This window comes from Bacillus sp. BACIII (genome assembly GCF_057836745.1).
This window is the reverse complement of record NZ_CM174437.1, coordinates 1,450,737-1,474,503: the sequence shown is the minus strand read 5'-3', so window position 1 is coordinate 1,474,503 and position 23,767 is coordinate 1,450,737. Positions and strand designations below refer to the sequence as shown.

General features: G+C 46.9%; 19 protein-coding genes, 1 pseudogene and 1 riboswitch. All 20 genes and pseudogenes read left to right on the top strand.

Annotation, left to right across the window (positions count from 1 at the left end; translation table 11 throughout):
* The first annotated feature begins 36 nt into the window (after window positions 1–36).
* The 20 genes and pseudogenes from ACXN9U_RS06980 (at window position 37) to ACXN9U_RS06885 (ending at window position 23,756) form a co-directional block, all read left to right on the top strand.
* Window positions 37–1,509, top strand: a complete 1,473-nt coding sequence (locus tag ACXN9U_RS06980) for a UDP-N-acetylmuramoyl-L-alanyl-D-glutamate--2,6-diaminopimelate ligase (protein ID WP_060962848.1) — start codon at window positions 37–39, stop codon at window positions 1,507–1,509.
* A 107-nt stretch (window positions 1,510–1,616) separates the two neighbouring features.
* A complete protein-coding gene (gene mraY / locus ACXN9U_RS06975) occupies window positions 1,617–2,591 on the top strand; it encodes a phospho-N-acetylmuramoyl-pentapeptide-transferase (protein WP_007409707.1) in 975 nt (324 codons plus the stop codon).
* Window positions 2,592–3,947, top strand: coding sequence for a UDP-N-acetylmuramoyl-L-alanine--D-glutamate ligase (murD, locus tag ACXN9U_RS06970; protein WP_060962847.1), 1,356 nt, complete (start codon window positions 2,592–2,594; stop codon window positions 3,945–3,947).
* A 58-nt stretch (window positions 3,948–4,005) separates the two neighbouring features.
* A complete protein-coding gene (gene spoVE, locus ACXN9U_RS06965) occupies window positions 4,006–5,106 on the top strand; it encodes a stage V sporulation protein E (protein WP_003154430.1) in 1,101 nt (366 codons plus the stop codon).
* Between the two features lie 116 nt (window positions 5,107–5,222).
* Window positions 5,223–6,314, top strand: coding sequence for an undecaprenyldiphospho-muramoylpentapeptide beta-N-acetylglucosaminyltransferase (gene murG / locus ACXN9U_RS06960; protein WP_016936207.1), 1,092 nt, complete (start codon window positions 5,223–5,225; stop codon window positions 6,312–6,314).
* A gap of 25 nt (window positions 6,315–6,339) precedes the next feature.
* Window positions 6,340–7,251 carry a UDP-N-acetylmuramate dehydrogenase gene (murB, locus tag ACXN9U_RS06955; RefSeq protein WP_047475120.1) on the top strand — a complete coding sequence of 304 codons (912 nt, stop codon included), beginning with the start codon at window positions 6,340–6,342 and terminating at the stop codon, window positions 7,249–7,251.
* Between the two features lie 128 nt (window positions 7,252–7,379).
* Window positions 7,380–8,171: a cell division protein FtsQ/DivIB gene (locus tag ACXN9U_RS06950; RefSeq protein ID WP_060962846.1), complete on the top strand. Its 792-nt coding sequence runs from the start codon at window positions 7,380–7,382 to the stop codon at window positions 8,169–8,171.
* 547 nt (window positions 8,172–8,718) lie between these two features.
* Complete coding sequence (gene ftsA / locus ACXN9U_RS06945; RefSeq protein WP_060962845.1) at window positions 8,719–10,032, top strand: cell division protein FtsA; 1,314 nt, start codon at window positions 8,719–8,721, stop codon at window positions 10,030–10,032.
* A gap of 35 nt (window positions 10,033–10,067) precedes the next feature.
* Window positions 10,068–11,217: pseudogene (gene ftsZ, locus ACXN9U_RS06940) on the top strand (cell division protein FtsZ).
* Between the two features lie 272 nt (window positions 11,218–11,489).
* Window positions 11,490–15,779 (top strand): S8 family peptidase, encoded by a 4,290-nt coding sequence (locus tag ACXN9U_RS06935; protein WP_060962843.1) that lies wholly within the window; start codon window positions 11,490–11,492, stop codon window positions 15,777–15,779.
* Window positions 15,780–15,994: 215 nt separating this feature from the next.
* On the top strand, window positions 15,995–16,924 hold the full coding sequence (spoIIGA, locus tag ACXN9U_RS06930) for a sigma-E processing peptidase SpoIIGA (RefSeq protein WP_438421880.1): 930 nt from the start codon (window positions 15,995–15,997) through the stop codon (window positions 16,922–16,924).
* 57 nt (window positions 16,925–16,981) lie between these two features.
* Entirely contained in the window at window positions 16,982–17,701 is a 720-nt protein-coding gene (sigE, locus tag ACXN9U_RS06925; protein ID WP_016936200.1) for an RNA polymerase sporulation sigma factor SigE, read from the top strand.
* A gap of 140 nt (window positions 17,702–17,841) precedes the next feature.
* On the top strand, window positions 17,842–18,624 hold the full coding sequence (gene sigG, locus ACXN9U_RS06920) for an RNA polymerase sporulation sigma factor SigG (RefSeq protein ID WP_013352181.1): 783 nt from the start codon (window positions 17,842–17,844) through the stop codon (window positions 18,622–18,624).
* Between the two features lie 127 nt (window positions 18,625–18,751).
* Window positions 18,752–19,549, top strand: a complete 798-nt coding sequence (locus ACXN9U_RS06915) for an ABC transporter ATP-binding protein (RefSeq protein WP_060962841.1) — start codon at window positions 18,752–18,754, stop codon at window positions 19,547–19,549.
* Between the two features lie 4 nt (window positions 19,550–19,553).
* Window positions 19,554–19,662: riboswitch (TPP riboswitch) on the top strand.
* 73 nt (window positions 19,663–19,735) lie between these two features.
* A complete protein-coding gene (locus tag ACXN9U_RS06910) occupies window positions 19,736–21,016 on the top strand; it encodes an acetylornithine deacetylase (protein ID WP_060965042.1) in 1,281 nt (426 codons plus the stop codon).
* Between the two features lie 60 nt (window positions 21,017–21,076).
* Window positions 21,077–21,328: a YlmC/YmxH family sporulation protein gene (locus ACXN9U_RS06905; protein ID WP_003154415.1), complete on the top strand. Its 252-nt coding sequence runs from the start codon at window positions 21,077–21,079 to the stop codon at window positions 21,326–21,328.
* A 152-nt stretch (window positions 21,329–21,480) separates the two neighbouring features.
* The gene (gene pgeF / locus ACXN9U_RS06900) at window positions 21,481–22,317 is read left to right on the top strand and encodes a peptidoglycan editing factor PgeF (RefSeq protein WP_060962840.1); all 837 of its coding nucleotides are present in this window, start codon (window positions 21,481–21,483) and stop codon (window positions 22,315–22,317) included.
* A gap of 6 nt (window positions 22,318–22,323) precedes the next feature.
* Complete coding sequence (locus ACXN9U_RS06895; RefSeq protein WP_060962839.1) at window positions 22,324–23,016, top strand: YggS family pyridoxal phosphate-dependent enzyme; 693 nt, start codon at window positions 22,324–22,326, stop codon at window positions 23,014–23,016.
* Window positions 23,013–23,471 carry a cell division protein SepF gene (sepF, locus tag ACXN9U_RS06890; protein ID WP_060962838.1) on the top strand — a complete coding sequence of 153 codons (459 nt, stop codon included), beginning with the start codon at window positions 23,013–23,015 and terminating at the stop codon, window positions 23,469–23,471. The genes ACXN9U_RS06895 and sepF overlap by 4 nt, the downstream gene beginning before the upstream one ends.
* Window positions 23,472–23,477: 6 nt before the next feature.
* Window positions 23,478–23,756 (top strand): YggT family protein, encoded by a 279-nt coding sequence (locus ACXN9U_RS06885; protein WP_016936193.1) that lies wholly within the window; start codon window positions 23,478–23,480, stop codon window positions 23,754–23,756.
* The last annotated feature ends 11 nt before the right edge of the window (window positions 23,757–23,767 follow it).

Sequence of the window (23,767 nt, the reverse complement as noted above, 5' to 3'; positions counted from 1 at the left end):
AAAAGAATGAATAGAATTTCTGAGAGGTTTGATACAATGAAACTTACAAAGCTGCTTACATATTTAATGGCCGAACCTGTTCAAAATGACTTTCATGACCCTGATATAACTTCAATTGAGATGGACTCCAGGGAAGTGAGAAAAGGGAGTCTTTTTGTGTGTATAAAAGGGTATACGGTGGACGGACATGATTTCGCCCAAAAAGCCGCAGAAAACGGCGCAGCGGCCATCGTCGCCGAGAAAGAGCTTGACGTCGATATTCCTGTCATTATCGTCCGCCGGTCACAGCGGGCGCTCAGCGTTCTTTCTGATGCGTTTTACGGGCAGCCGACAAAGCAGCTTCAGCTTATCGGCATCACCGGCACAAACGGCAAGACATCAACGACGCATATGGTGGATGAGATTTTCAAAAAAGCGGGAAGACAGACCGGTTTAATCGGAACGATGTACATTAAAATCGGTGATGAGACATTCCCGGTCAAAAATACAACACCTGAAAGCGTCACACTGCAAAAAACGTTCAAGAAAATGAATGACGAGCATGTTGATACAGCCATTATGGAAGTGTCTTCTCACGCTCTGTCACTCGGCAGGGTTCACGGCTGCGATTATGATATCGCCGTGTTCACGAATCTGACGCAGGACCATTTAGACTATCACAAGACGATGGAAGACTACAGACAGGCTAAAAGCCTCCTGTTTTCCCAGCTGGGCGGCTCTTTCAACCATGAAAAGCCGAAGCGGGCCGTTTTAAACGCAGATGACAAAGCCAGCGCTTATTTTGAAAGAGTGACGGCGGCACACATCCTTACATACGGAATCGAAAACGATGCCGATGTCATGGCGAAACAAATTGAGATCTCTGCGCAAGGCACAAGCTTTGAACTCGTTACGCCAAAAGGAACAAAACAGATCACGGTTTCACTCGTCGGCCGGTTCAACGTGTATAACGTACTGGCTGCAGCGGCGACAGCGATCGCAGCGGGTCTCCCGTTCGATACGATCACAAGCGCACTTGAAGAGCTGCAAGGTGTCAGAGGCCGGTTTGAACTGGTGAATCACAATCAGCCGTTCCCTGTCGTCGTCGATTACGCGCACACGCCTGACAGTCTGGAAAACGTCCTGAATACATGCAAAGACATGACAGAGGGCAAGCTTTTCGTCGTCGTCGGCTGCGGCGGTGACCGGGACAAAACAAAACGCCCGAAAATGGCGGAAATTGCGGTGCGGATTGCCGACGAACCGATCTTTACCTCAGATAATCCGAGAAGCGAGGACCCGCTGGCCATATTAAGAGATATGGAAAGAGGAGTAGAAGGAACTTACTATCACAGTATCGCCAACCGCGAGCAGGCCATCTTTTTTGCCATTGCCAACGCGAAAAAGGGTGATGTGGTCCTGATTGCCGGAAAAGGGCATGAAACCTATCAGCAGATCGGCAATGAAACATTCGACTTTGATGACGCCGAAGTAGCGGGAAGAGCTATCGTTGAGCTGAATAAAAAGTAAAACAGGAAAGAGTGTTAGAATGAGGGAAATGAAAAGAATTACGGGGAAACAATGTGAATATGATAAATACGTATGTCGTTTGAACGAAACGGGAGGAGAAAAGAGCAATGCTTGAGCAAGTGATTTTATTTACAATAATAATGGGATTTTTAATCAGTGTTCTGATATCTCCGATTCTTATCCCGTTTTTAAGACGCTTAAAATTCGGCCAGAGCATCAGGGAAGAAGGGCCGAAATCACATATGAAAAAATCAGGGACGCCGACGATGGGCGGGGTCATGATTATCGTATCCATCGCCATTACGGCGATTGTCATGACGCAGAAATTTTCGCATTTGAGCGCGGAAATGTTTCTTCTGCTGTTTGTCACGATCGGATACGGCCTGCTCGGCTTTTTGGATGATTATATTAAAGTGGTGATGAAACGGAATCTCGGATTAACGTCGAAGCAGAAATTGATCGGCCAGATCATTATCGCCATTGTATTCTACGGAGTATATCATTACTGCCATTTTTCAACCGGCATCAGGGTGCCGGGAACACATCTGTCAATCGATCTCGGCTGGGGATACTTTATCCTCGTTCTCTTTATGCTTGTCGGAGGTTCAAACGCCGTCAACCTGACAGACGGTCTGGACGGTCTCTTGTCCGGTACTGCTGCTATCGCATTCGGCGCTTTCGCGATCCTTGCGTGGAACCAGTCACAATATGACGTTGCGATTTTCTCGGTTGCCGTTGTCGGCGCCGTTCTCGGTTTTCTTGTATTCAACGCCCATCCCGCCAAAGTATTTATGGGGGATACCGGTTCGCTTGCGCTCGGAGGAGCGATCGTGACCGTTGCCATTCTGACGAAGCTTGAAATTCTGCTCGTCATTATCGGCGGAGTTTTTGTTATTGAGACCTTATCTGTTATCTTACAAGTCATCAGCTTTAAAACGACAGGAAAACGAATCTTTAAAATGAGTCCGCTTCACCACCATTACGAATTGGTCGGATGGTCTGAATGGAGAGTTGTCGTCACATTCTGGACTGCGGGACTGCTGCTTGCCGTTTTAGGAATTTACATCGAGGTGTGGTTATAAGTGGAAAACGAACTTTTTTTGCAAAAACAAAACTTTCTGGTCCTCGGACTGGCGAAAAGCGGATATGCGGCTGCGTCAATTCTTCATGAAAAAGGCATTAACGTCGTCGTAAATGATCAAAAAGCCTTTGAAGAAAACGAACCTGCCCAAAGGCTTTCAGAAAGAGGAATTGAGGTTATATGCGGTGAACATCCGACATCACTTTTTGATCAGCATGATATTACCATTCTGATCAAAAATCCCGGAATCCCGTATGAAAATATCATGGTAGAGGAAGCGCAAAGAAGAGGCATCCCGGTCTGGACGGAAATCGAGCTTGCGTATTATATCACCAATGCAAAATTCATCGGCATTACAGGCTCGAACGGGAAAACAACAACGACGACCCTGGTCTACGAAATGCTGAAGGCTGACTCGATAAAGGCGCTGATCGCGGGGAATATCGGCACTGTCGCCAGTGAAGTGGCTTATCATGCTGACGGTGATGAATGGATCGTCACGGAGCTTTCTTCGTTCCAGCTGATGGGGACTCATGCGTTCAGACCTGAAATCGGCCTGATTTTAAATGTATTTGACGCTCATTTGGATTATCACCACAGCCGTGAAAATTACGAAAAAGCCAAGCAGAAGGTGTATCTGCATCAGCTTGAGAGCGATACGGCCATCGTGAACCAAAGCGATGAAACAGTCGTGCGGCTTGCCGAAGGCGGAAAAGCCGGCACCGTTCCGTTTTCAGTTCATCAGGAACTGTCCAGCGGTGCATTCATTAAAGACGGGATGCTGATGTTCGGCGATGAAGCGATTCTGCCTGTTGATGACATCGTACTGCCGGGCGCGCACAATTTAGAAAATATTCTAGCCGCTGTAGCCGCGGCAAAAACGGCGGGCGCATCCAATAATGCTATTCAGAAGGTACTGACAAGCTTTACCGGTGTTAAACACCGTCTGCAGTATGTGACTGCGATTCAGAATCGTAAATTTTATAATGACAGCAAAGCGACGAATATTTTGGCCACAAGCAAAGCGCTTTCCGCGTTCAACGCTCCGGTTATACTGCTTGCAGGCGGACTTGACCGCGGCAACGGCTTTGACGATCTGAAACCGTATATGGACAATGTCAAAGCGGTCCTTACGTTCGGCCAGACGGCGCCGAAGATAGAAAAACTGGGCAATGAGCTGGGAATACAACATGTCAAACGTGTCGATAATGTTGAACAAGCAGTATCTGCGGCGTTTGCGCTCTCAAATGAAGGAGACGTCATCCTCTTGTCACCTGCGTGTGCAAGCTGGGATCAGTTCAAAACATTTGAAGAACGCGGTGACATGTTTATAGATGCCGTGCATATGCTTAAGTAAGGGCTTGTCTCTGTTCATCGGCAGCCCTAAATGACTTATGCTTGGGGTGTCGATTGCTTTGACTACTAAAAAAACAGCGCCTGATTTGTTATTAGTTATCATTACGTTATTGCTTTTAACAATAGGATTAATTATGGTTTACAGTGCAAGTGCGGTTTGGGCGGATTATAAATTTGACGACTCGTTTTTCTTTGCGAAACGGCAGCTGCTGTTTGCGGGAATCGGCGTCATTGCCATGTTTTTCATTATGAATGTGGATTATTGGACATGGCGGACATGGTCGAAGCTGCTTCTGATCATTTGTTTTTTCCTGCTTGTGCTTGTACTGATTCCGGGAGTCGGAATGGTGCGGAACGGTTCAAGAAGCTGGATCGGAGTGGGCGCGTTCAGCATTCAGCCTTCGGAGTTTATGAAACTCGCGATGATTGCGTTTCTGGCTAAATTTCTTTCTGAAAAACAGAAGAACATTACGTCATTCAGACGCGGATTCGTTCCCGCGCTCGGAATCGTGTTTTCTGCATTTATTATTATCATGTGCCAGCCCGACCTTGGAACGGGGACGGTGATGGTGGGCACGTGCATCGTGATGATATTTGTTTCCGGTGCGCGAATCGCTCATTTCGCGTTTCTCGGACTCATCGGTTTAAGCGGATTTGCGGCGCTTGTTCTGTCCGCTCCTTATCGGATTAAACGGATCACCTCCTACTTAAACCCGTGGGAGGATCCGCTTGGAAGCGGATTTCAGATCATTCAGTCGCTCTATGCCGTAGGTCCGGGCGGTCTGTTCGGAATGGGGCTCGGTCAAAGCCGGCAAAAGTTTTTTTACCTGCCGGAGCCGCAAACCGATTTCATTTTTGCTATTTTATCTGAGGAACTCGGCTTTATCGGCGGTTCGCTCATATTGCTGCTGTTCAGTATTTTATTATGGCGGGGCGTCAGGATTGCCCTCGGCGCTCCGGATTTATACGGAAGCTTTGTCGCCATCGGCATTATTTCTATGATTGCTATTCAAGTCATGATTAATATCGGCGTTGTGACAGGGCTGATCCCGGTAACAGGAATTACGCTGCCGTTTTTAAGCTACGGAGGGTCATCATTGACGCTGATGCTCGCAGCGGTCGGCGTGCTTTTAAATGTCAGCCGGTACTCGAGGTATTGATCTGTATCTTGCCTCATCACTCATGATATATTCGTCATTTATAAAAAAACAGACAACATCAATAACCCTGTCCTAAAAAACAGGGTTATCGCTGTGTGATTAAGGGGGACATACGAATGCGTATTGCAGTAAGCGGAGGCGGAACCGGAGGACATATTTATCCGGCTTTGGCCTTTATTAAAGAAGTTCAGCGCCGGCATCCTGACGTGGAATTTTTATATATCGGAACAGAAAACGGTCTTGAGAAAAAAATTGTTGAACGGGAAAATATTCCGTTTCGCGCCATTGAAATTACAGGTTTCAAACGAAAACTTTCTTTTGAAAATGTAAAAACGGTCATGCGTTTCTTAAAAGGCGTGAAGAAAAGCAAATCGTATTTAAAAGAATTTAAACCAGATGCTGTTATCGGCACAGGCGGCTATGTATGCGGTCCGGTTGTATACGCGGCGGCAAAAATGGGAATTCCGACGATCATTCATGAGCAAAACAGCCTTCCGGGCATCACGAATAAGTTTCTCTCGAAATATGTTAATAAGGTGGCGATTTGCTTTGAAGAGGCAAAATCGCATTTTCCTGCTGAAAAAGTTGTTTTTACGGGAAACCCGAGAGCCTCTGAAGTCGTCTCAATTAAGACAGGCCGCTCGTTAACTGAATTCGGGCTGAAAGAAGATCAAAAAACAGTGCTCATTTTCGGCGGAAGCAGAGGTGCGGCTCCTATTAACCGTGCAGTTATTGATATGCAGGAAGAATTGAAAACGAGACCTTACCAAGTGCTTTATATTACCGGGGAAGTGCATTATGAGAAGGTAACGGCTGAGCTGAAAGGCGGAAAAGCCGCTGATAATATGGTGACAAAACCGTTTTTGCACCAAATGCCGGAGTACTTAAAATCAATTGATGTCATTGTGGCCAGAGCCGGGGCGACAACGATTGCGGAAATCACCGCACTCGGCATTCCGAGCGTGCTCATTCCGAGCCCGTACGTGACAGCCAATCACCAGGAAGTCAATGCGAAGGCGCTCAGCCAGCATGACGCTGCAATCGTACTGAAGGAAACCGAGCTCAGCGGAGAAAAACTGATCGCTGCGCTGGACAAAATCGTAATGAATGATGAAACGTTAAAAGACATGAGTGAGCGGACAAAATCACTCGGTGTTCCCGATGCGGCAGCCAGACTGTACAGTATCATGGAAGACATTAAAAAATAGAGCAAATGGAATGCGGAGGTTTACGATGGAGAACGTAATTCAGGAATTAAGAGACCGCGAAGTCGGCAAAGTGCTGGAACAAGAACCGCTCGCGAATCATACAACGATGAAAATCGGCGGTCCGGCGGACATTTTAATCATCCCCAACCGTGTGGAAGCGGTCAAAGATATTATGGATATTGTGAAGAAACATGACCTGCCATGGACGGTTATCGGCCGCGGTTCAAATCTGCTCGTGCTTGATGAAGGCATAAGAGGAGTTGTTATTAAGCTGGGAGCGGGACTCGATCATTTGGAGATTGACGGCGATCAGGTGACAGTCGGAGGCGGTTATTCAGTCGTCCGTCTTGCGACTTCGATGAGTAAAAAAGGAATGTCCGGACTCGAATTTGCAGCAGGCATTCCGGGATCAATCGGCGGAGCCGTCTATATGAATGCGGGGGCGCACGGATCTGATATGAGTGAGATTCTCGTGAAAGCCCGTATCTTATTTGAAGACGGCACGATCGAATGGCTGACGAACGAAGAGATGGACTTCAGCTACAGAACATCTGTATTGCAGAAAAAACGTCCCGGCGTGTGTCTCGAGGCAGTTCTAAAGCTTGAGCAAAAGGAACGGGAAGCCATCACGGCGCAAATGCAGCAAAACAAAGATTACAGAAAAAATACTCAGCCGTACTCAAGCCCCTGCGCCGGAAGCATATTCAGAAATCCGCTGCCGGATCATGCCGGAAACCTCGTTGAAAAAGCGGGATTAAAAGGATATCAGATCGGCGGAGCGAAAGTGTCTGAAATGCACGGGAATTTTATCGTCAATGCCGGCGGGGCGACTGCCAAGGACGTCCTTGACCTGATTGAGTATGTGAAAAAGACCATCCGTGAGCAGTATGATGTTGACATGCATACAGAAGTTGAAATCATCGGCGGGAATCGCTAAAGGTTCTCTGATTTACGTGAGCTCATGTGATATACTTTTAACAAATGTCAAACGGCATCACAGCATGCCGTTTGTTTTTCAATCAGACGAATGTCAAGCTGTTTCATTCTTAGCGAGGTGGACAGGCAGTGAACCCGAATCATGAAAGAGAAAAAATCGTAAATATTGAAGAACGGATTCCGAAAATCAAAGAGCAGCGGAAACAAAAAGCAAACCGCCGGCTGATTTCATTCATTGTGCTCTTTTTTATGATGGTTTTAATCATCGTGTATTTGCAGATGCCGATCAGCAAAGTCTCTTCTGTCACCGTTTCCGGAAACGAAAACGTGTCTGTAAAAGAGATCAGCGCGCTTTCTGATATACATAACGGACAGACCGAGTTCTGGAGTCTGAACAAGAAAAAAACAGAAGAAAAGATTGAGCAGAATAAGCTGGTGAAAAAGGCGGAGCTTTCAAAAGCATTTCCTAACAAAGTCAGAATTCACATTGAAGAATATAAGACCATCGCGTATCTGCAGCGGAATGATGTGTATTATGAAGTGCTGGAGAACGGCACCGTGCTGCCGAACGAAGTCACGCCCGATGACGCGGGTCCGATTTTGGTAGACTGGACAAACGCGAAAAAGCGGGTCAAAATGGCGGAGCAGCTTGATAAGCTTTCAGGTTCGTTAAAGCAGTCGATTTCTGAAATCTACTACACGCCGGTAAAAATGGATCAGGATCGGATTAAGCTGTATATGAACGACGGATATGTGGTGACCGCTTCAATTAAAACGTTTGCCGCCCGGATGAAGACCTATCCTTCTATCGTTTCTCAGCTGGACGGCGAAAAAAAGGGAATTATCCACTTAGAAGTCGCTACATATTTTGAAGAATTTAAAAAAGGTAAATCCGGCAAGAAAAAAGAAACTGATCAATAGTTCTAAAGAACTAATTTTAAGGTGATTCAAAAGGGACTGTTACAATCAGCACGGCAGCCGATATAACCGATAGCGGAATAGTTATGACTATGTTTGTTTTGTGCCGGCGATCCGGCTGCCGGACAAGCGGAAAATTCTTAATGCAATGGGCGTGTCTTCTGCAGTGAGCATTGCATTTGGAATTTTCCTCCTGTTTCTTCTTTTTTCGGATGTTTCTGGCAATATCTATCGCTTTTCTGAAGGTTCATCTTAGTGTAGACTAATGGAAAGCGGGTATATTTGCATCTGGATTGCACAGGATGACCCCGTGACAAGAAATCTTACGGTAAGGTGGGCCATCTCCAAAAAAAATAAAAAAAATGCGATATAAAAGAGGATATACATAGAATATAACGAATAGTTTCATTAAACATAAATTGTGAGAAATCAGATGAAAATTTGTTGATGCTGTTGTTTTTGTTACACACTTGTAAAGCCACATCCATTGTATTGTTGTTCCGCAAATAATAGAATAGAATTTGATCGAAATGTGAGGAGGTGCCATAGAATGAACAACAATGAACTTTACGTCAGTCTTGACATCGGTACGTCCAATACAAAAGTGATCGTCGGAGAAATGACAGATGATTCCCTTAACATTATCGGAGTGGGAAATGTACCGTCTGAAGGGTTGAAAAAAGGCTCAATCGTTGATATAGATGAAACCGTTCATTCTATAAGAAAAGCGTTTGACCAAGCTGAAAGAATGGTAGGTTTTCCGCTGAAAAAAGCCATTGTCGGCGTTAATGGAAATTATATTCATATTCAAGATACGAACGGCGTTGTCGCTGTTTCCAGTGAAAACAAAGAAATTCACGTTGAAGACGTCCGCAGGGTAATGGAAGCGGCACAGGTCGTGTCAGTTCCGCACGAGCAGCTGATCGTTGACGTCGTTCCGAAACAGTTTATCGTTGACGGAAGAGACGAAATTACCGATCCGAAAAAAATGCTCGGCGTGCGCCTGGAAGTAGAAGGCACGCTGATTACCGGCTCCAAAACGATCTTACATAATTTACTTCGCTGTGTGGAGAGAGCGGGCGTCGAAATTACAGATATCTGCCTGCAGCCGCTTGCGGCCGGTTCAGCGGCTTTGTCAAAAGACGAAAAAAACCTCGGAGTCGCCATGATTGATATCGGCGGCGGCTCGACGACGGTGGCGGTATTTGAACAGGGGCACCTGAAGGAGACAGCCGTCATTCCGCTCGGAGGCGAAAACATCACGAAAGATGTATCGATCGGATTGCGCACTTCCACCGAAGAGGCTGAAAGAGTAAAAAAACAATTCGGACATGCATTCTACGATGAGGCTTCAGAAGATGAAGTATTTGAAGTCACCGTCATAGGAACGAATCAAAAGCAATCTTTTACACAGCAGGAAATTGCCAATATTATTGAAGCAAGAGTGGAAGAGATTCTTGAGATTGCCGCAGCCGAAATTGAGCATATGGGAATTACAGATCTGCCCGGCGGCTTTGTGCTGACCGGCGGACAGGCCGCAATGCCCGGAGTGCTTTCATTGGCACAGGAAGTGCTGAGGCACAATGTTAGGGTCGCAAGCCCGAATTATATCGGTGTAAGAGACCCTCAATATATGACGGGTGTCGGCTTGATACAATTTGCCTGCCGAAATGCCAGAATTCAGGGAAGAAAAATAGGCTTTCATATGCCGGAAGAAGCCGTGCAGGAAATCGCGGTCTCTCACGAAGAAGAACATCATCAGCGGCCTGAGGCGCAGCAGCGTCCAAAAGCAAAACAAAAAAAACAAGCCGAACACAACAAACCGAGCAAAATGAAAAAACTATTAAGCATGTTTTGGGAATAGATTGATAGTCATTCGGCAGATTAGGAGGATTTAGCATGTTGGATTTCGAAACAAACATAGACGGCTTAGCATCAATTAAAGTAATCGGAGTAGGAGGCGGCGGTAATAACGCGGTCAACCGAATGATTGAAAACGAAGTACAGGGTGTAGAGTACATCGCGGTCAATACGGACGCGCAAGCTCTTAACCTGTCAAAAGCAGAAAGTGAAAATGCAGATCGGAGAAAAGCTGACCCGCGGTCTCGGAGCGGGAGCGAATCCGGAAGTCGGCAAAAAAGCCGCTGAAGAAAGTAAAGAACAAATCGAAGAAGCGTTAAAAGGCGCTGACATGGTGTTCGTTACAGCCGGAATGGGAGGCGGTACCGGAACGGGAGCCGCACCGGTTATTGCGCAAATCGCAAAAGACTTAGGCGCTTTGACTGTCGGAGTCGTAACAAGACCGTTTACATTTGAAGGACGAAAACGCCAGCTGCAGGCTGCAGGCGGTATCACGGCGATGAAAGAAGCCGTTGACACGCTGATCGTTATTCCGAATGACCGGATTTTAGAAATTGTCGATAAAAACACACCGATGCTTGAAGCATTCCGTGAAGCTGATAACGTGCTTCGCCAAGGGGTGCAAGGTATCTCAGACCTTATCGCGACGCCCGGTTTAATCAACTTGGATTTTGCCGATGTTAAAACCATCATGTCCAACAAAGGTTCAGCATTGATGGGTATCGGGATCGCAACAGGAGAAAGCCGTGCTGCCGAAGCCGCTAAAAAGGCCATCTCCAGCCCGCTCCTTGAAGCGGCAATCGACGGAGCGCAAGGTGTTTTAATGAACATTACGGGAGGTACAAATCTGAGCCTCTACGAAGTGCAGGAAGCAGCCGATATCGTCGCTTCTGCGTCTGATCCTGATGTGAATATGATTTTCGGTTCAGTTATCAATGAAAATCTGAAAGATGAAATCGTCGTTACCGTCATCGCGACCGGTTTTATCGAACAGGAGAAAGATGACTCAAAACCGCAGCGTCCGAATTTAAACCAAGGCTTGAAGTCTCAAAGCCAGCCTGCTGCGAAACGTGAGCCGAAACGAGAAGAAACACAGCATCAAAACACGGTAAACCGCCATACTTCACAGCCGGCGGATGATGCCCTTGATATTCCTACATTTTTAAGAAACCGCAACAAACGCGGCTGATGCAAAAAGGACAAAACCACATGGTTTTGTCCTTTTTCTTTTTTCGCTCAGTCTTCCTGCCTATCTCCATGATCTATACAGCAAAAATAGAAACTTTATACCTATGACCAATTGATTGTTTTCTAGTTTCGTCCGGCTTTCTGACAGAATGTGACAATATCTGAATAGAAGATTGTCTACATTTAACGTACAGCATCGAAATGACAAACCATTCCAATTGAGAGGGGAGGAATACAAATTTATATTGCATTTCCAAATAAGGGGGGATACGATTGAAGAAAAAAATGAGAAACAGATGGACAGGCTCCGTTTTAAGCGCGATTGTCGTCAGTTCACTGCTGTTTCCGGGTGCAGCCGTAGCGGAGACCGCACCGGGAACAGTTTCTGCCACCAAAGATCTTTCTTCCTCTAAGAGCATTCAGCATAAGATTTCCGATTCGGTCAAGAAGCGTTTTGAGAAAAATGATAAAGTCACATTTCTCATCAAATTTAAAGAGAAAGCCGATACGAAAAAAGCGGTCAAAGAAGCAGAGAAAAACGCCAAGTCCCAATCGCTTTCTGCAGCAAAAACAGAATATCAAAAGCGGTCAGCGGTCGTCTCTTCTTTAAAAGTAGCGGCTCATAATGCCCAGCAGAATATAAAAACATATTTGGAAAAACAAAAAAAGAAAGGCAAGGCGGAGCGCATCCATTCCTATTATATTGTCAACGGAATGGCAGTCACGGCTTCGAAAGAGGTGATGGAGAAAGTTGCCTCATTTCCTGAAGTAGAAAAAGTTCTCCCGAATGAAAAGCGTCAGCTTACTCAATCGAAAGCTCCTTTTCAATTGAAGAAAAAACAAAAAGAGATCAAGGCAAAGGGAGGCGTTGAATGGAACATCAGCCAAATTGATGCGCCGAAGGCCTGGGCCTCAGGGTACGACGGCACCGGTACGGTTGTCGCCTCCATTGATACAGGGGTTCAGTGGGATCACCCGGCGCTTAAGGAGAAATACCGGGGGTACGATCCTGAAAATCCCGCAGCGCCGAACCATGAAATGAACTGGTATGATGCCGTGTCTAAAAAAGACGCGCCCTACGATGATCTTGAACACGGCACTCATGTAACAGGAACCATGACGGGTTCAGAACCTGACGGCTCAAATCAAATCGGTGTCGCTCCGGGCGCGAAATGGATCGCAGTAAAAGCATTTTCAGATGACGGAGGAACCGATGCCGATATTTTGGATGCCGGTGAATGGGTGCTCGCGCCAAAAGATAAAAACGGCACTCCGCATCCCGAGATGGCGCCGGATGTTGTCAATAATTCCTGGGCAGGCGGTTCAGGTATGGACGAGTGGTACCGCGATATGGTGAATGCATGGAGAGCAGCCGAGATTTTTCCGGAATTCTCTGCGGGAAATGAAGACTTATTTACACCGGGAGGACCCGGTTCAATCGCAAATCCGGCCAATTATCCGGAAGCATTTGCGACAGGTGCGACTGACATCGACAAGAAACTCGCTGATTTCTCACTTCAAGGCCCCTCACCGTATCATGAAACTAAGCCGGATATTTCGGCTCCGGGAGTGAATATCCGTTCCTCTATTCCTGGGGGAACATATGAAGGCGGCTGGAACGGAACTTCAATGGCCGGGCCGCATGTGGCGGCGACGGCGGCTTTGTTAAGGCAGGCGAACGCGTCTATTACGGTTGATGAAATGGAAGACGTTTTGACGCGCACCGCTGAAAAGCTGACAGACTCCGTTTTTCCAGAATCACCGAATAACGGCTACGGCCACGGTTTAGTCAATGCTTTTGACGCCGTTTCTGCCGTAACAGACGGAATCGGAAGCGTAGAAGGCAAAGTATCTTCTGCGGGCGAAGATCACAATCCCCCCAGCTGGCAGCATGAACCCGTCCATGAAGCTTACAAAGGGGCAAATCTGCCGTTAACGGTTACAGCAGAAGATGATGTAAGCGTGACTGAGGTGTTACTTTCCTATCAATTTGATAAAGGAGAGTGGAAAACGATCGCCGCCGTTCAAAAAAGCGGTGATGAAAAAAAGGGACTCTATCAGGCAGAAATTCCGCACGTAACGGGCAGCACGGTAAGTTATAAATGGACAATAAAAGATTTCGGGGGTCATTCTGCAGAATCTGATACGTACCGGGCTGATGTAAAACCGAGCATTACGGCGGGGTACAAAGAAGATTTTGAATCACAGCCGGCCGGCTGGTCCAGTTACGGGACACATGACCAATGGGAATGGGGGATTCCGAGTTCAGGCCCCGGCGCTGCATTTTCCGGAGATAAAGTGTATGCGACGAACCTGTCCGGACCGTATGCCGATTCAGCCAATATGAATTTGGTGATGCCTCCGATCCAGGTTCCGGATTCAGGACGATTGTTTTTGCAATTTAAAAGCTGGCACAAGCTCGAAGAATTTTTTGATTACGGGTACGTGTTCGTTCTGCCGGAAGGAAAATCGAATTGGGAGCAGGCTGCTGTTTACAATGGTGACTCCGCAGGGTGGAATGATGAAGAAGCAGACTTATCCGCGTATAAAGGCCAAAATATAAAGCTTATGTTTAATATGCAGTCAGACGAAGTACTCAATGAAGACGGATGGTATATTGATGACGTCCGGCTTTCAAGCAGCCCTCTCGGCAAGGCGGCCAAAAAAAGTAAACACAATAGACAAACACCGCCCGGCCATCTGAAGAAAAAAGCCGTCAGTCCGAAACTGGCCAAACCGGCGGTAAAATCATCCGGAAAACCGGTGAAACGAGAAACGAATCTCCTGCCGCTCAGAGCGCAAATCAGTGTCGCCGAGACGGGGAAATCCGTGTATTCCGACCCCGCAACCGGAAGCTACAGCCTGTCTCATAAAGCGGGAAACTATACGCTGAAAGCCGAGGCATACGGATTTAAACCCGCTGCAAAACAAGTTTCTGTTCAAGCAGACAAAACCGCACAGGCAGACTTTACACTGGAGCAAATGCCGTCCGGCACGTTAAAAGGAACCATCACCAATCAGTCGACAGGCGAACCGGTGGAAGGGGCCGCGCTTTATGTAGTGGAGGACGCTGCAATTGAGCCTGCGGTGACAAATGATAAAGGGGAATATTCGCTTCAGGCGTACGAAGGCTCATACACCATTAAAGTAGCCGCAAAAGGCTTTTACAACAGTGAATTTTCTGTTGACATCAAAGGGGATGCTGAAAAAAACGCCAAGCTTAAGCCGTATATCGGCTATGAAGGGGAAATTGCCTATGATAACGGAACTGAAGAAGCCGGACTGTCCTATTTTAAGGCAGGCAGCAAATCTGCCGTTAAGATGACGCTTAAAGATGGAAAAGAACACGGTATGCTGACAGGAGGCCTCTTTAAATTTTGGGGCGCGGACTGGCCTGATCCGGGCGGTACAGAATTTCAAGCAGAAGTATATGATGCATCCGGCCCTGACGGGGGCCCGGGCAGCAAAATTGCCGGCCCGTTCCAAGCTGAAGCGCTTCGAAACGGAGAATGGACCAAAGTGGATCTCAGCTCAAAAGGAATCGAGGTCGGAAAGGATTTTTATCTTGTGCTCCGCCAGACGAAACCCGATCCTTATTCACCTGCCCTGTCATCTGACGACGGCAGTCCATATTCGAACAGAAACTGGCAATACCTCGACGGCAGCTGGTCAAAAGCCGATAAATCAGACGGAAACTTTATGATCAGGGCTTTAGTCGACTACGAAGCTTCCGTGCCTGACATCACGTCGCCTGATGACCGGTCATTTACAAACAAGAAGTCCATCACGGTGAAAGGAACGGCTTCACCAAGAACCGCAGTCCGCCTGACCAATAACGGTAAAACCGCCGCTGAAACGAAAGCGGATGCAGACGGCCATTTCCAGGCTGATGTCACACTGCGTAAAGATGCCAATCGGCTGACGGCGGCATCTGTGACGGACAAGGGATCAACCGATGAGTCACGCCCTGTCACGGTCATACTCGATCAGGATAAGCCGGATGTGACGATTGACAGTCCGGCAAACGGAGATAAAACAAATAAAGAAGCGGTGACTGTAAAAGGAAAAGCTTACGATAACCATCTAAAATGGGTGAAGGTGAACGGCAAAAAGGCCGAGGTGAGTGACGGCTCTTATCAAGCAAGAATCCTTTTGGAAAACGGCAGCAACGAAATCAAAGTCACGGCCTCAGACGAAGCGGGTAACAAAACAACAAAAAAGACGGTGATTGATGTCAATTATCACGCTCCCGTCATCTCCGGATTGGTTCCCGGAGCGGATAAAGAATTAAAAGCCGGAGAATCAGTGAAAATCGCTTTTTCAAGCGGGAAGAAATTAGACGCCTCTTTCGTGATCCGTATGCCTCTGGCAAACGCCCGGACAGGGACCCAAAACGCGACGGAGCTTCCGCTGAGAGAAATTTCTCCGGGACGATATGAGGGTTACTGGACGGCGACTTCTTCCATCAAGGCAAGCGGAGCAAAAATTGACGTTATTGCAAGAGATGACTATGGAAATGAAACGAGACAGACAGCAAAAGGAAAACTTTATATCAATGAGTAAAACAGAGCGCTGCCGGGACACGGCAGCGCTTTTTTTGCTGAGACGGTCAATAGGAAATCAATCTCTTCGACCCTCGACAAATAAAACGGTTATCCCTTAAAAATTGTACTTTCCCCTCAACATTAATTGACAGACTTTCCCACAGAGCTTGCTTTATACTTATGAAACAAGAGAGAGAAACAGATATGTAAGACAAAAGAGGAAAGGGGTCAGATGTGAAAATCTATCTGGATGTCATTTGGCTGTTGAACTTTTGTTTTGATTCTCTTTTGCTTTTATTAACCGCCTTTATTTTAAAACGCCAGGTGAAAAAAAGAAGAGTGGCCGCCGGCGGTTTCATCGGATCAGCCATTGTGCTTCTGATGTTTACGCCTGTTTCTCCCTTTGTGGAGCATCCGGCGGGAAAAATGGCATTTTCAGTTGTCATCGTGCTTACGGCTTTTGGCTTTAAACGATTTCGGTACTTTTTTCAAAATTTGTTCGCCTTTTATTTCGCGACCTTTCTCGTCGGCGGGGGAATGATCGGCGTACATTCCCTGCTGCAGACAGAATCAATTGTAGAACACGGCGCCATGGTTACGAGCCAGACCGGCTTCGGTGACCCGATCAGCTGGATATTTGTTGTCATCGGATTTCCGGCCGTATGGTTTTTTTCGAAAAAGAGAATCGAAGACATCGAGACGAAGTCCATTCAGTACGATGAACTTGTCATGGTTCAGGCAGAATTCAGCGGGCAGACAATCCGCGCAAAAGGCCTGGTGGATTCCGGGAATCAGCTTTATGATCCGCTGACAAAAACGCCGGTCATGATCCTTCACATTGACAAATTCGCTCCGATTCTCAGTGAAAAGGAAACGGACATCATCAAATCTGCCAGTCCGCTTGAAGTGATAGAGCAGCTTGATGATTCGTTCCGTCATGCGGATAAGCTGAGGCTGATTCCATACAGGGGCGTCGGTCAGGACAATCAATTTTTACTCTGTTTAAAGCCGGATTACGTCACGATTATAACGAAAGACGAGATGATCGCATGTGAAAAATGCCTGATCGGCATCAGCGCGAAACCATTATCAGCGGATGGTGAATTTGACGGAATCGTTCACCCGAAGATGCTGACCGGGAAGGCTGTGAAGCATGTATCCTGACGAAAAGTCTGTTATTCATCATACTCAAAACGCATTGTATTTAGAAGGGGGAGGAAGATGAAAAAACTTAAGTTGCGTCTGACATATTTATGGTATAAATGGCTGATGAAACTCGGACTGAAAAGTGATGAAGTATATTACATAGGAGGGAGCGAAGCGCTGCCGCCGCCTTTGTCTAAAGAAGAGGAGCAGGTGCTCTTATTAAAGCTGCCGAGCGGGGATCAGGCGGCGCGGGCCATCCTGATTGAGAGAAACTTACGCCTTGTCGTTTACATTGCCCGCAAATTCGAAAACACCGGCATCAATATCGAGGACTTAATCAGCATCGGCACAATCGGTTTAATCAAAGCGGTAAACACGTTTAATCCGGAAAAGAAAATCAAACTCGCAACCTACGCGTCACGATGTATTGAAAACGAAATTTTAATGTACTTGCGCCGAAACAATAAAATCCGTTCAGAGGTGTCCTTTGATGAACCGCTGAACATTGATTGGGACGGAAACGAACTGCTGCTTTCGGATGTGCTCGGCACAGATGATGATATTATTACAAAAGACATTGAAGCCAATGTGGATAAAAAACTTTTGAAAAAAGCGCTTGAGCAATTAAATGATAGAGAAAAGCAGATCATGGAACTGCGATTCGGGCTTGTCGGTGAAGAAGAAAAAACACAAAAAGATGTAGCCGACATGATGGGGATTTCACAATCTTATATCTCCCGGCTCGAAAAGCGGATTATTAAAAGACTGAGAAAAGAGTTTAACAAAATGGTGTAAAATTTTTTCCATCTGACAGTCCTTACTGCTGCAAGGATTGCCGGTGCCGGATGTTTATTTCTGTAAAATGACGGTGCATATTTTTCCCACCCGAGGAGATACTTAACGTTGTACAGCAGCTCCTAGTGGGAGGGAAAAACGTGTCAAGAAATAAAGTCGAAATTTGCGGGGTGGATACCTCCAAATTACCGGTACTCAAGAATGAAGAGATGAGAAAGCTGTTTAAGCAATTGCAGGATGAGGGCGATGATTCAGCGAGGGAAAAGCTTGTAAACGGCAATCTGCGCCTTGTCTTAAGCGTCATTCAGAGGTTTAACAACAGAGGAGAGTATGTTGATGACTTATTTCAGGTCGGCTGCATCGGACTAATGAAATCCATTGATAATTTTGACCTAAGCCATAATGTTAAGTTTTCAACATACGCTGTACCGATGATTATCGGAGAAATCCGCAGATATTTGCGGGATAACAATCCGATCCGCGTCTCGAGGTCGCTTCGCGATATCGCATATAAAGCGCTTCAAGTAAGGGAGCGGTTAATCAGTGAGACAAGCAGGGAGCCGACAGCAGAGGAAATCGCCAAAGTTCTTGAAGTGCCCCATGAAGAAATTGTGTTTGCCCTTGACGCCATCCAAGATCCGGTATCACTGTTTGAGCCGATTTATAATGACGGCGGCGATCCGATTTACGTGATGGACCAGATCAGCGATGAGCGCAATAAGGATACACAATGGATTGAGGAGCTCGCTCTGAAAGAAGGCATGAGAAGACTGAACGAACGGGAAAAAATGATTTTGCGAAAACGCTTTTTCCAGGGGAAAACCCAAATGGAAGTCGCAGAAGAAATCGGCATATCCCAAGCTCAGGTCTCAAGGCTTGAAAAGGCAGCCATTAAACAAATGAATAAGAATATCCATCAATAACGGAGAAAGCCTTTAAACATTGTTTTAAAGGCTTTTTTCGTGCGCCGGTTTACGTTTGCGAAAAAGTGATGTATTCTAATGTGTAAAAGTTTTAAGAAAATTGAAACAAATAAACGGGGGAACTGCAATGATTTTACAGCTGGACAATGTGTCATTAAAAAGAAACGGCCAATGGATTTTGAAAAATATCAACTGGCGCGTTGAGAAAAACGAAAATTGGGTGCTGTTCGGACTGAACGGAGCCGGAAAAACAGCCTTGCTGAATATGTTATGTTCTTATTACTTTCCCACTTCAGGAGAGATGCAGGTGCTCGGCCATCAATTCGGCAAAACAGAGCTCGGTGACAGGCTCAGAAAAAAAATCGGTCTTGTTTCGGCGGGTCTGCAGCACAAATTATATGCCGCGGATTCCGCTTTTGAAATCGCCCTCAGCGGCGCGTACGCTTCAATCGGGCTTTACGAAACGCCGAGTGAACAAGTGAGGGAAAAAGCGATCGGTCTTCTGAAGGATTTAGGCGCCATTAGTTTCGCGGACAGACGGTATGAAACGTTATCTCAGGGGGAAAGGCAAAGAGCGCTGATTGCGCGGGCGCTTATGGCTGATCCGGAACTGCTGATTTTGGATGAGCCCGTGACGGGTCTCGATTTTATGGCAAGAGAGCAGCTGCTGGACACGATAACGTCGATCGCTGAAAAAGAAAATGCGCCGTCCATCCTTTATGTCACTCATCATGCTGAAGAAATTCTGCCGGTATTTGATCAGGCGCTGCTTTTAAAACAAGGCGAGGTGTTCGCTGCCGGGAAAATCAAGGACATGCTTTCTGACGAGCGGCTTACAGCGTTTTTCGATATGCCTGTCAACGTCTTATGGAACAACGGCCGTCCATTTTTAACGCGTGCAAAAGCGGCATCATCCGTCAACTAAAATCAATTCACCCTGGGGGTGCTGCTGACGTGCAGCTGAGAGAGACATTGGTCTCAACCCTTAACGGACCTGATCCGGATCATGCCGGCGGAGGGAAGCGGTGAAAAAAAGCGGAGGGAAATCCGTTTTTACCCGTTTCATTTGATGAAACGGGTTTTTTTAATACAGCAAAAGGAGAGATGTTCAATGAATCAGCTTGACATGCTGCTGCAGCAGGCGGATAAACGGCGGGGCGATTTAATACATATTGCTGAAAGGTTGATCGCCTTTCCGACACCGGCTCCGCCTGCAAGAAATACAGCAGAAGCTCAGAAGTGGGTGGCCGGATTTTTAAAAGAAATGGGCTGCTCGGTCGATATGTGGGATGTGTACCCGGAAGACCCGAACGTAGTCGGTGTTTTAAAAGGGACAGATTCAAGCGGGCATCAAAGCCTGATTTTAAACGGACACATTGACGTAGCCGAAGTCAGGGATGAAGACTGGGACTCTGACCCGTTTCAGCCGCTCGTTAAAGCCGGCATGCTGATCGGAAGAGGCGCCGCTGATATGAAAGGCGGATTGGCGTGTGTTCTTTTTTCTCTGAAGCTGATCCATGATGCCGGCATTGAGCTTGCGGGCGACCTCATTGTACAGTCTGTGATCGGAGAAGAAGTCGGCGAGGCGGGGACGCTGGAATGCTGCAAACGCGGCTATCACGCGGATTTTGCGGTTGTCGCGGATACGAGCAGCCTGCATATTCAAGGGCAGGGCGGAGTCATCACCGGCTGGATAGAATTGAAAAGCAAACAAACATTTCATGACGGCATGAGGCGCAATATGATTCATGCGGGCGGAGGCATATTCGGAGCGAGCGCAATCGAAAAAATGGCGAAAATCATCACTGCCTTGGGAGAGCTGGAACGCCACTGGGCGGTAACGAAAAGCTATCCCGGCTTTTCACCAGGCACCAATACGATCAACCCCGCCGTTATTGAAGGGGGAAGGCACGCAGCGTTTGTCGCCGATGAATGCCGATTATGGATTACCGTCCACTTTTACCCGAACGAAACGCACGAACAAGCTGCGGCAGAAATCGAAGACTATATCAATCGTGTCTCTGACGGTGATCTGTGGCTCAGGGAAAACAGGCCGGTGTTCAAATGGGGCGGATCTTCCATGATTGAAGACAGAGGAGAGGTCTTCCCGGCGCTGGAAATCGACCCGGACCATCCGGCCGTTTCTGTTCTGGCGGAATCGCACTCAGCCGTCAAACAACAGGAGCCCGTCATTGATGTTTCCCAAACCGTAACAGACGGAGGATGGCTTTATCATGCCGGGATTCCGAGCGTCATATACGGACCCGGCGATTTAAAAAACGCCCATTCCGTAAACGAAGAAGTGTCCGTCGATGAGCTGATGGACTATACGAAAATCATGCTGAGATTTATCCACACCTGGTGCAGCCGCAAAAAAGATTGCCCGATGTGACAAGGTTCAGCCCGGCCGCTCATATAATAGGAAAAAGAACGGGCAAAGGGCGTGATACAAATGATCAGCATATCTGAATTTCAAATAAAAGATGTAGTAAACGTGTCGAACGGAAAAAAACTCGGAAGCATCGGTGATATTGATATTAATGTGACAACGGGAAAAATTCAGGCGATTATTTTAGGCGGCAGCGGAAAAGTTCTCGGTTTTTTCGGAAAAGAAGAGGAAATGATCATTCCTTGGCGAAATATAGTTAAAATTGGGGAAGATGTCATCTTAGTGCGTGTAAACGAACCAAAGGGGGGAGCATAATCCTCCCTTTACTTGTAAAAAGCCGGAAATCTCAATGTTTCCGGCACATTTATTTATCTCATTTTTCAATCAGCCGCTAAACGTATGCTTAAAATTGTGTTAAAATGAGTGGGAAATTCGCTTTTTAATGTTTGTCGAAAGGTTGGATCTTCATGAATACATATCACCCGTTTAGTTTTACCACCCCCTCGGCACTCATGATAGAAGACTGGAACCGTGTGAATCAGCATAACACAAAGGTCATCGCCGGATTCACAACGAAAAACGGCGGTGTCAGCAATCCTCCGTATGAGTCATTAAATACCGGATTGCACGTCCGGGACGAAGCTCATGATGTTGTGAAAAACCGTGAAATCATAGCGTCCTTATGCGGTACTGATCTGGATTCCTGGGTATTCGCCGATCAGACACATGAAAACCGCGTCCGATGCGTGACAGCGGGAGATAAAGGTAAAGGGGCGAGAGACTATTCCTCCGCATTCCGCGGGACTGACGGGCTCTATACGAAAGATACGGATCTTTTTTTGGGCCTGTGTTTTGCAGACTGTGTGCCTTTGTATTTTTATGACCCGGTGAAATCCATGATCGGCGCTGCCCATGCCGGATGGAAGGGGACGGTCAGACAAATCGGGTGCATCATGACGGAACGCTGGGTAAACGAAGAAGGCTCCCGCTTAACAGATATTCAGGCCGTCATCGGTCCGTCCATCAGCGCGGACAGCTATACCGTCGACGACCGCGTCATCAATGAAGTCCGGGCGCTGCCGTTTTCCGCAGAATCCGCCATACGCGAAACGGAAAAAGGCCGGTATCAGCTTGATTTAAAAGAGGTCAACCGCCTTCTTCTGATACATTGCGGCATTCCGGAAGAAAACATTTCAGTCAGCGGTTTATGCACCGAACAAGAGCGTGAACTATTCTTTTCACATCGCCGCGACAAAGGAAAAACGGGACGCATGATGTCCTTTATCGGAATGAAGGAGGCATAAGTTATCTTGCGTGTTGCTGATCAATTACGACATATAAACGAAAGAATAAACGAAGCATGTAAAAGATCGGGCCGAAGCCCCGAAGATGTAACCGTCATCGCGGTTACAAAATACGTATCAGCCGAAAGGGCTCAAGAGGCCGTGGATGCCGGTATTACAAGTCTGGGAGAAAACCGGGATGCCGAGCTTATCCGTAAGCAGGATGTCATCAAAGGCAGCCCCGTGTGGCACTTTATCGGCAGTCTTCAGTCCAGAAAGGTGAAGGCCGTCGTTGACCGTGTATCTTATATACATTCCTTAGACAGACTGTCATTGGCTAAAGAAATTGAAAAACGGGCGCAGCATGCGGTTCGCTGTTTTGTGCAGGTGAATACTTCGCTTGAGCCGTCTAAGCACGGTTTGAAAACAGAGGAGGTCATCCCCTTTATCAGAGAGCTTTCTGAGTTTAGAAACATTTCTGTAGAGGGCCTGATGACGATGGCTCCCCTGACAGACGATACAGAAACAATCAGAGCCTGTTTCCGACAATTGCGTGATCTGAGGGACCAGGTGCAAAAGCTGAACCAGACAAACGCACCGTGCCGGGAACTGTCAATGGGCATGTCAAATGATTATGAAATCGCTGTTGAAGAGGGCGCTACTTTTATCAGAATCGGCTCTTCATTAGTCGGAAATGAAACAGGGGGTGTAAACAAATGAGCATGAAAAATAAACTGAAAAACTTTTTCTCGATGGATGAGGAGGAGTACGAATACGAATACATTGAAACGGAGCAGGATCGTCCGGAAGAGCATGAACAGCAAAAAGATAAACAGAGTGCCTACGCTCAGAAGCCTGCGGGCAAACAGAACGTAGTAAGCTTGCAAAGTGTTCAGAAATCCTCTAAAGTGGTGTTGAGTGAACCGCGTGTATATGCGGAAGCGCAGGAAATCGCCGATCATTTAAAGAACAGGCGGGCGGTTGTCGTCAATCTTCAGCGCATCCAGCATGATCAGGCGAAAAGAATCGTCGACTTTTTAAGCGGAACCGTCTATGCCATCGGCGGCGACATTCAAAGAATCGGTTCGGATATTTTTCTGTGCACGCCTGATAATGTCGATGTTTCCGGCACGATTTCGGAGCTTATAAATGAAGACGAACATCAGAGGTGGTAAAGCAGGATGATTCTTTATCAAATTTTTTCCGTTCTGAGTTATTTAATTTACATCTACTCGTTTGCCCTGATTATCTACATCTTTATGTCATGGGTGCCGAGTACGAGAGAAACGGCGGTCGGACGGTTTCTCGCATCGATTTGCGAACCGTATTTAGAGCCGTTCAGAAGGATCATTCCGCCCATTGCCATGCTGGATATATCCCCGATTGTAGCGATTATCGTGCTTCGGTTTGCCACGACGGGACTTTGGGGCCTATACCGCATGATCGCAATGTATACTTGAATGCGACAGTT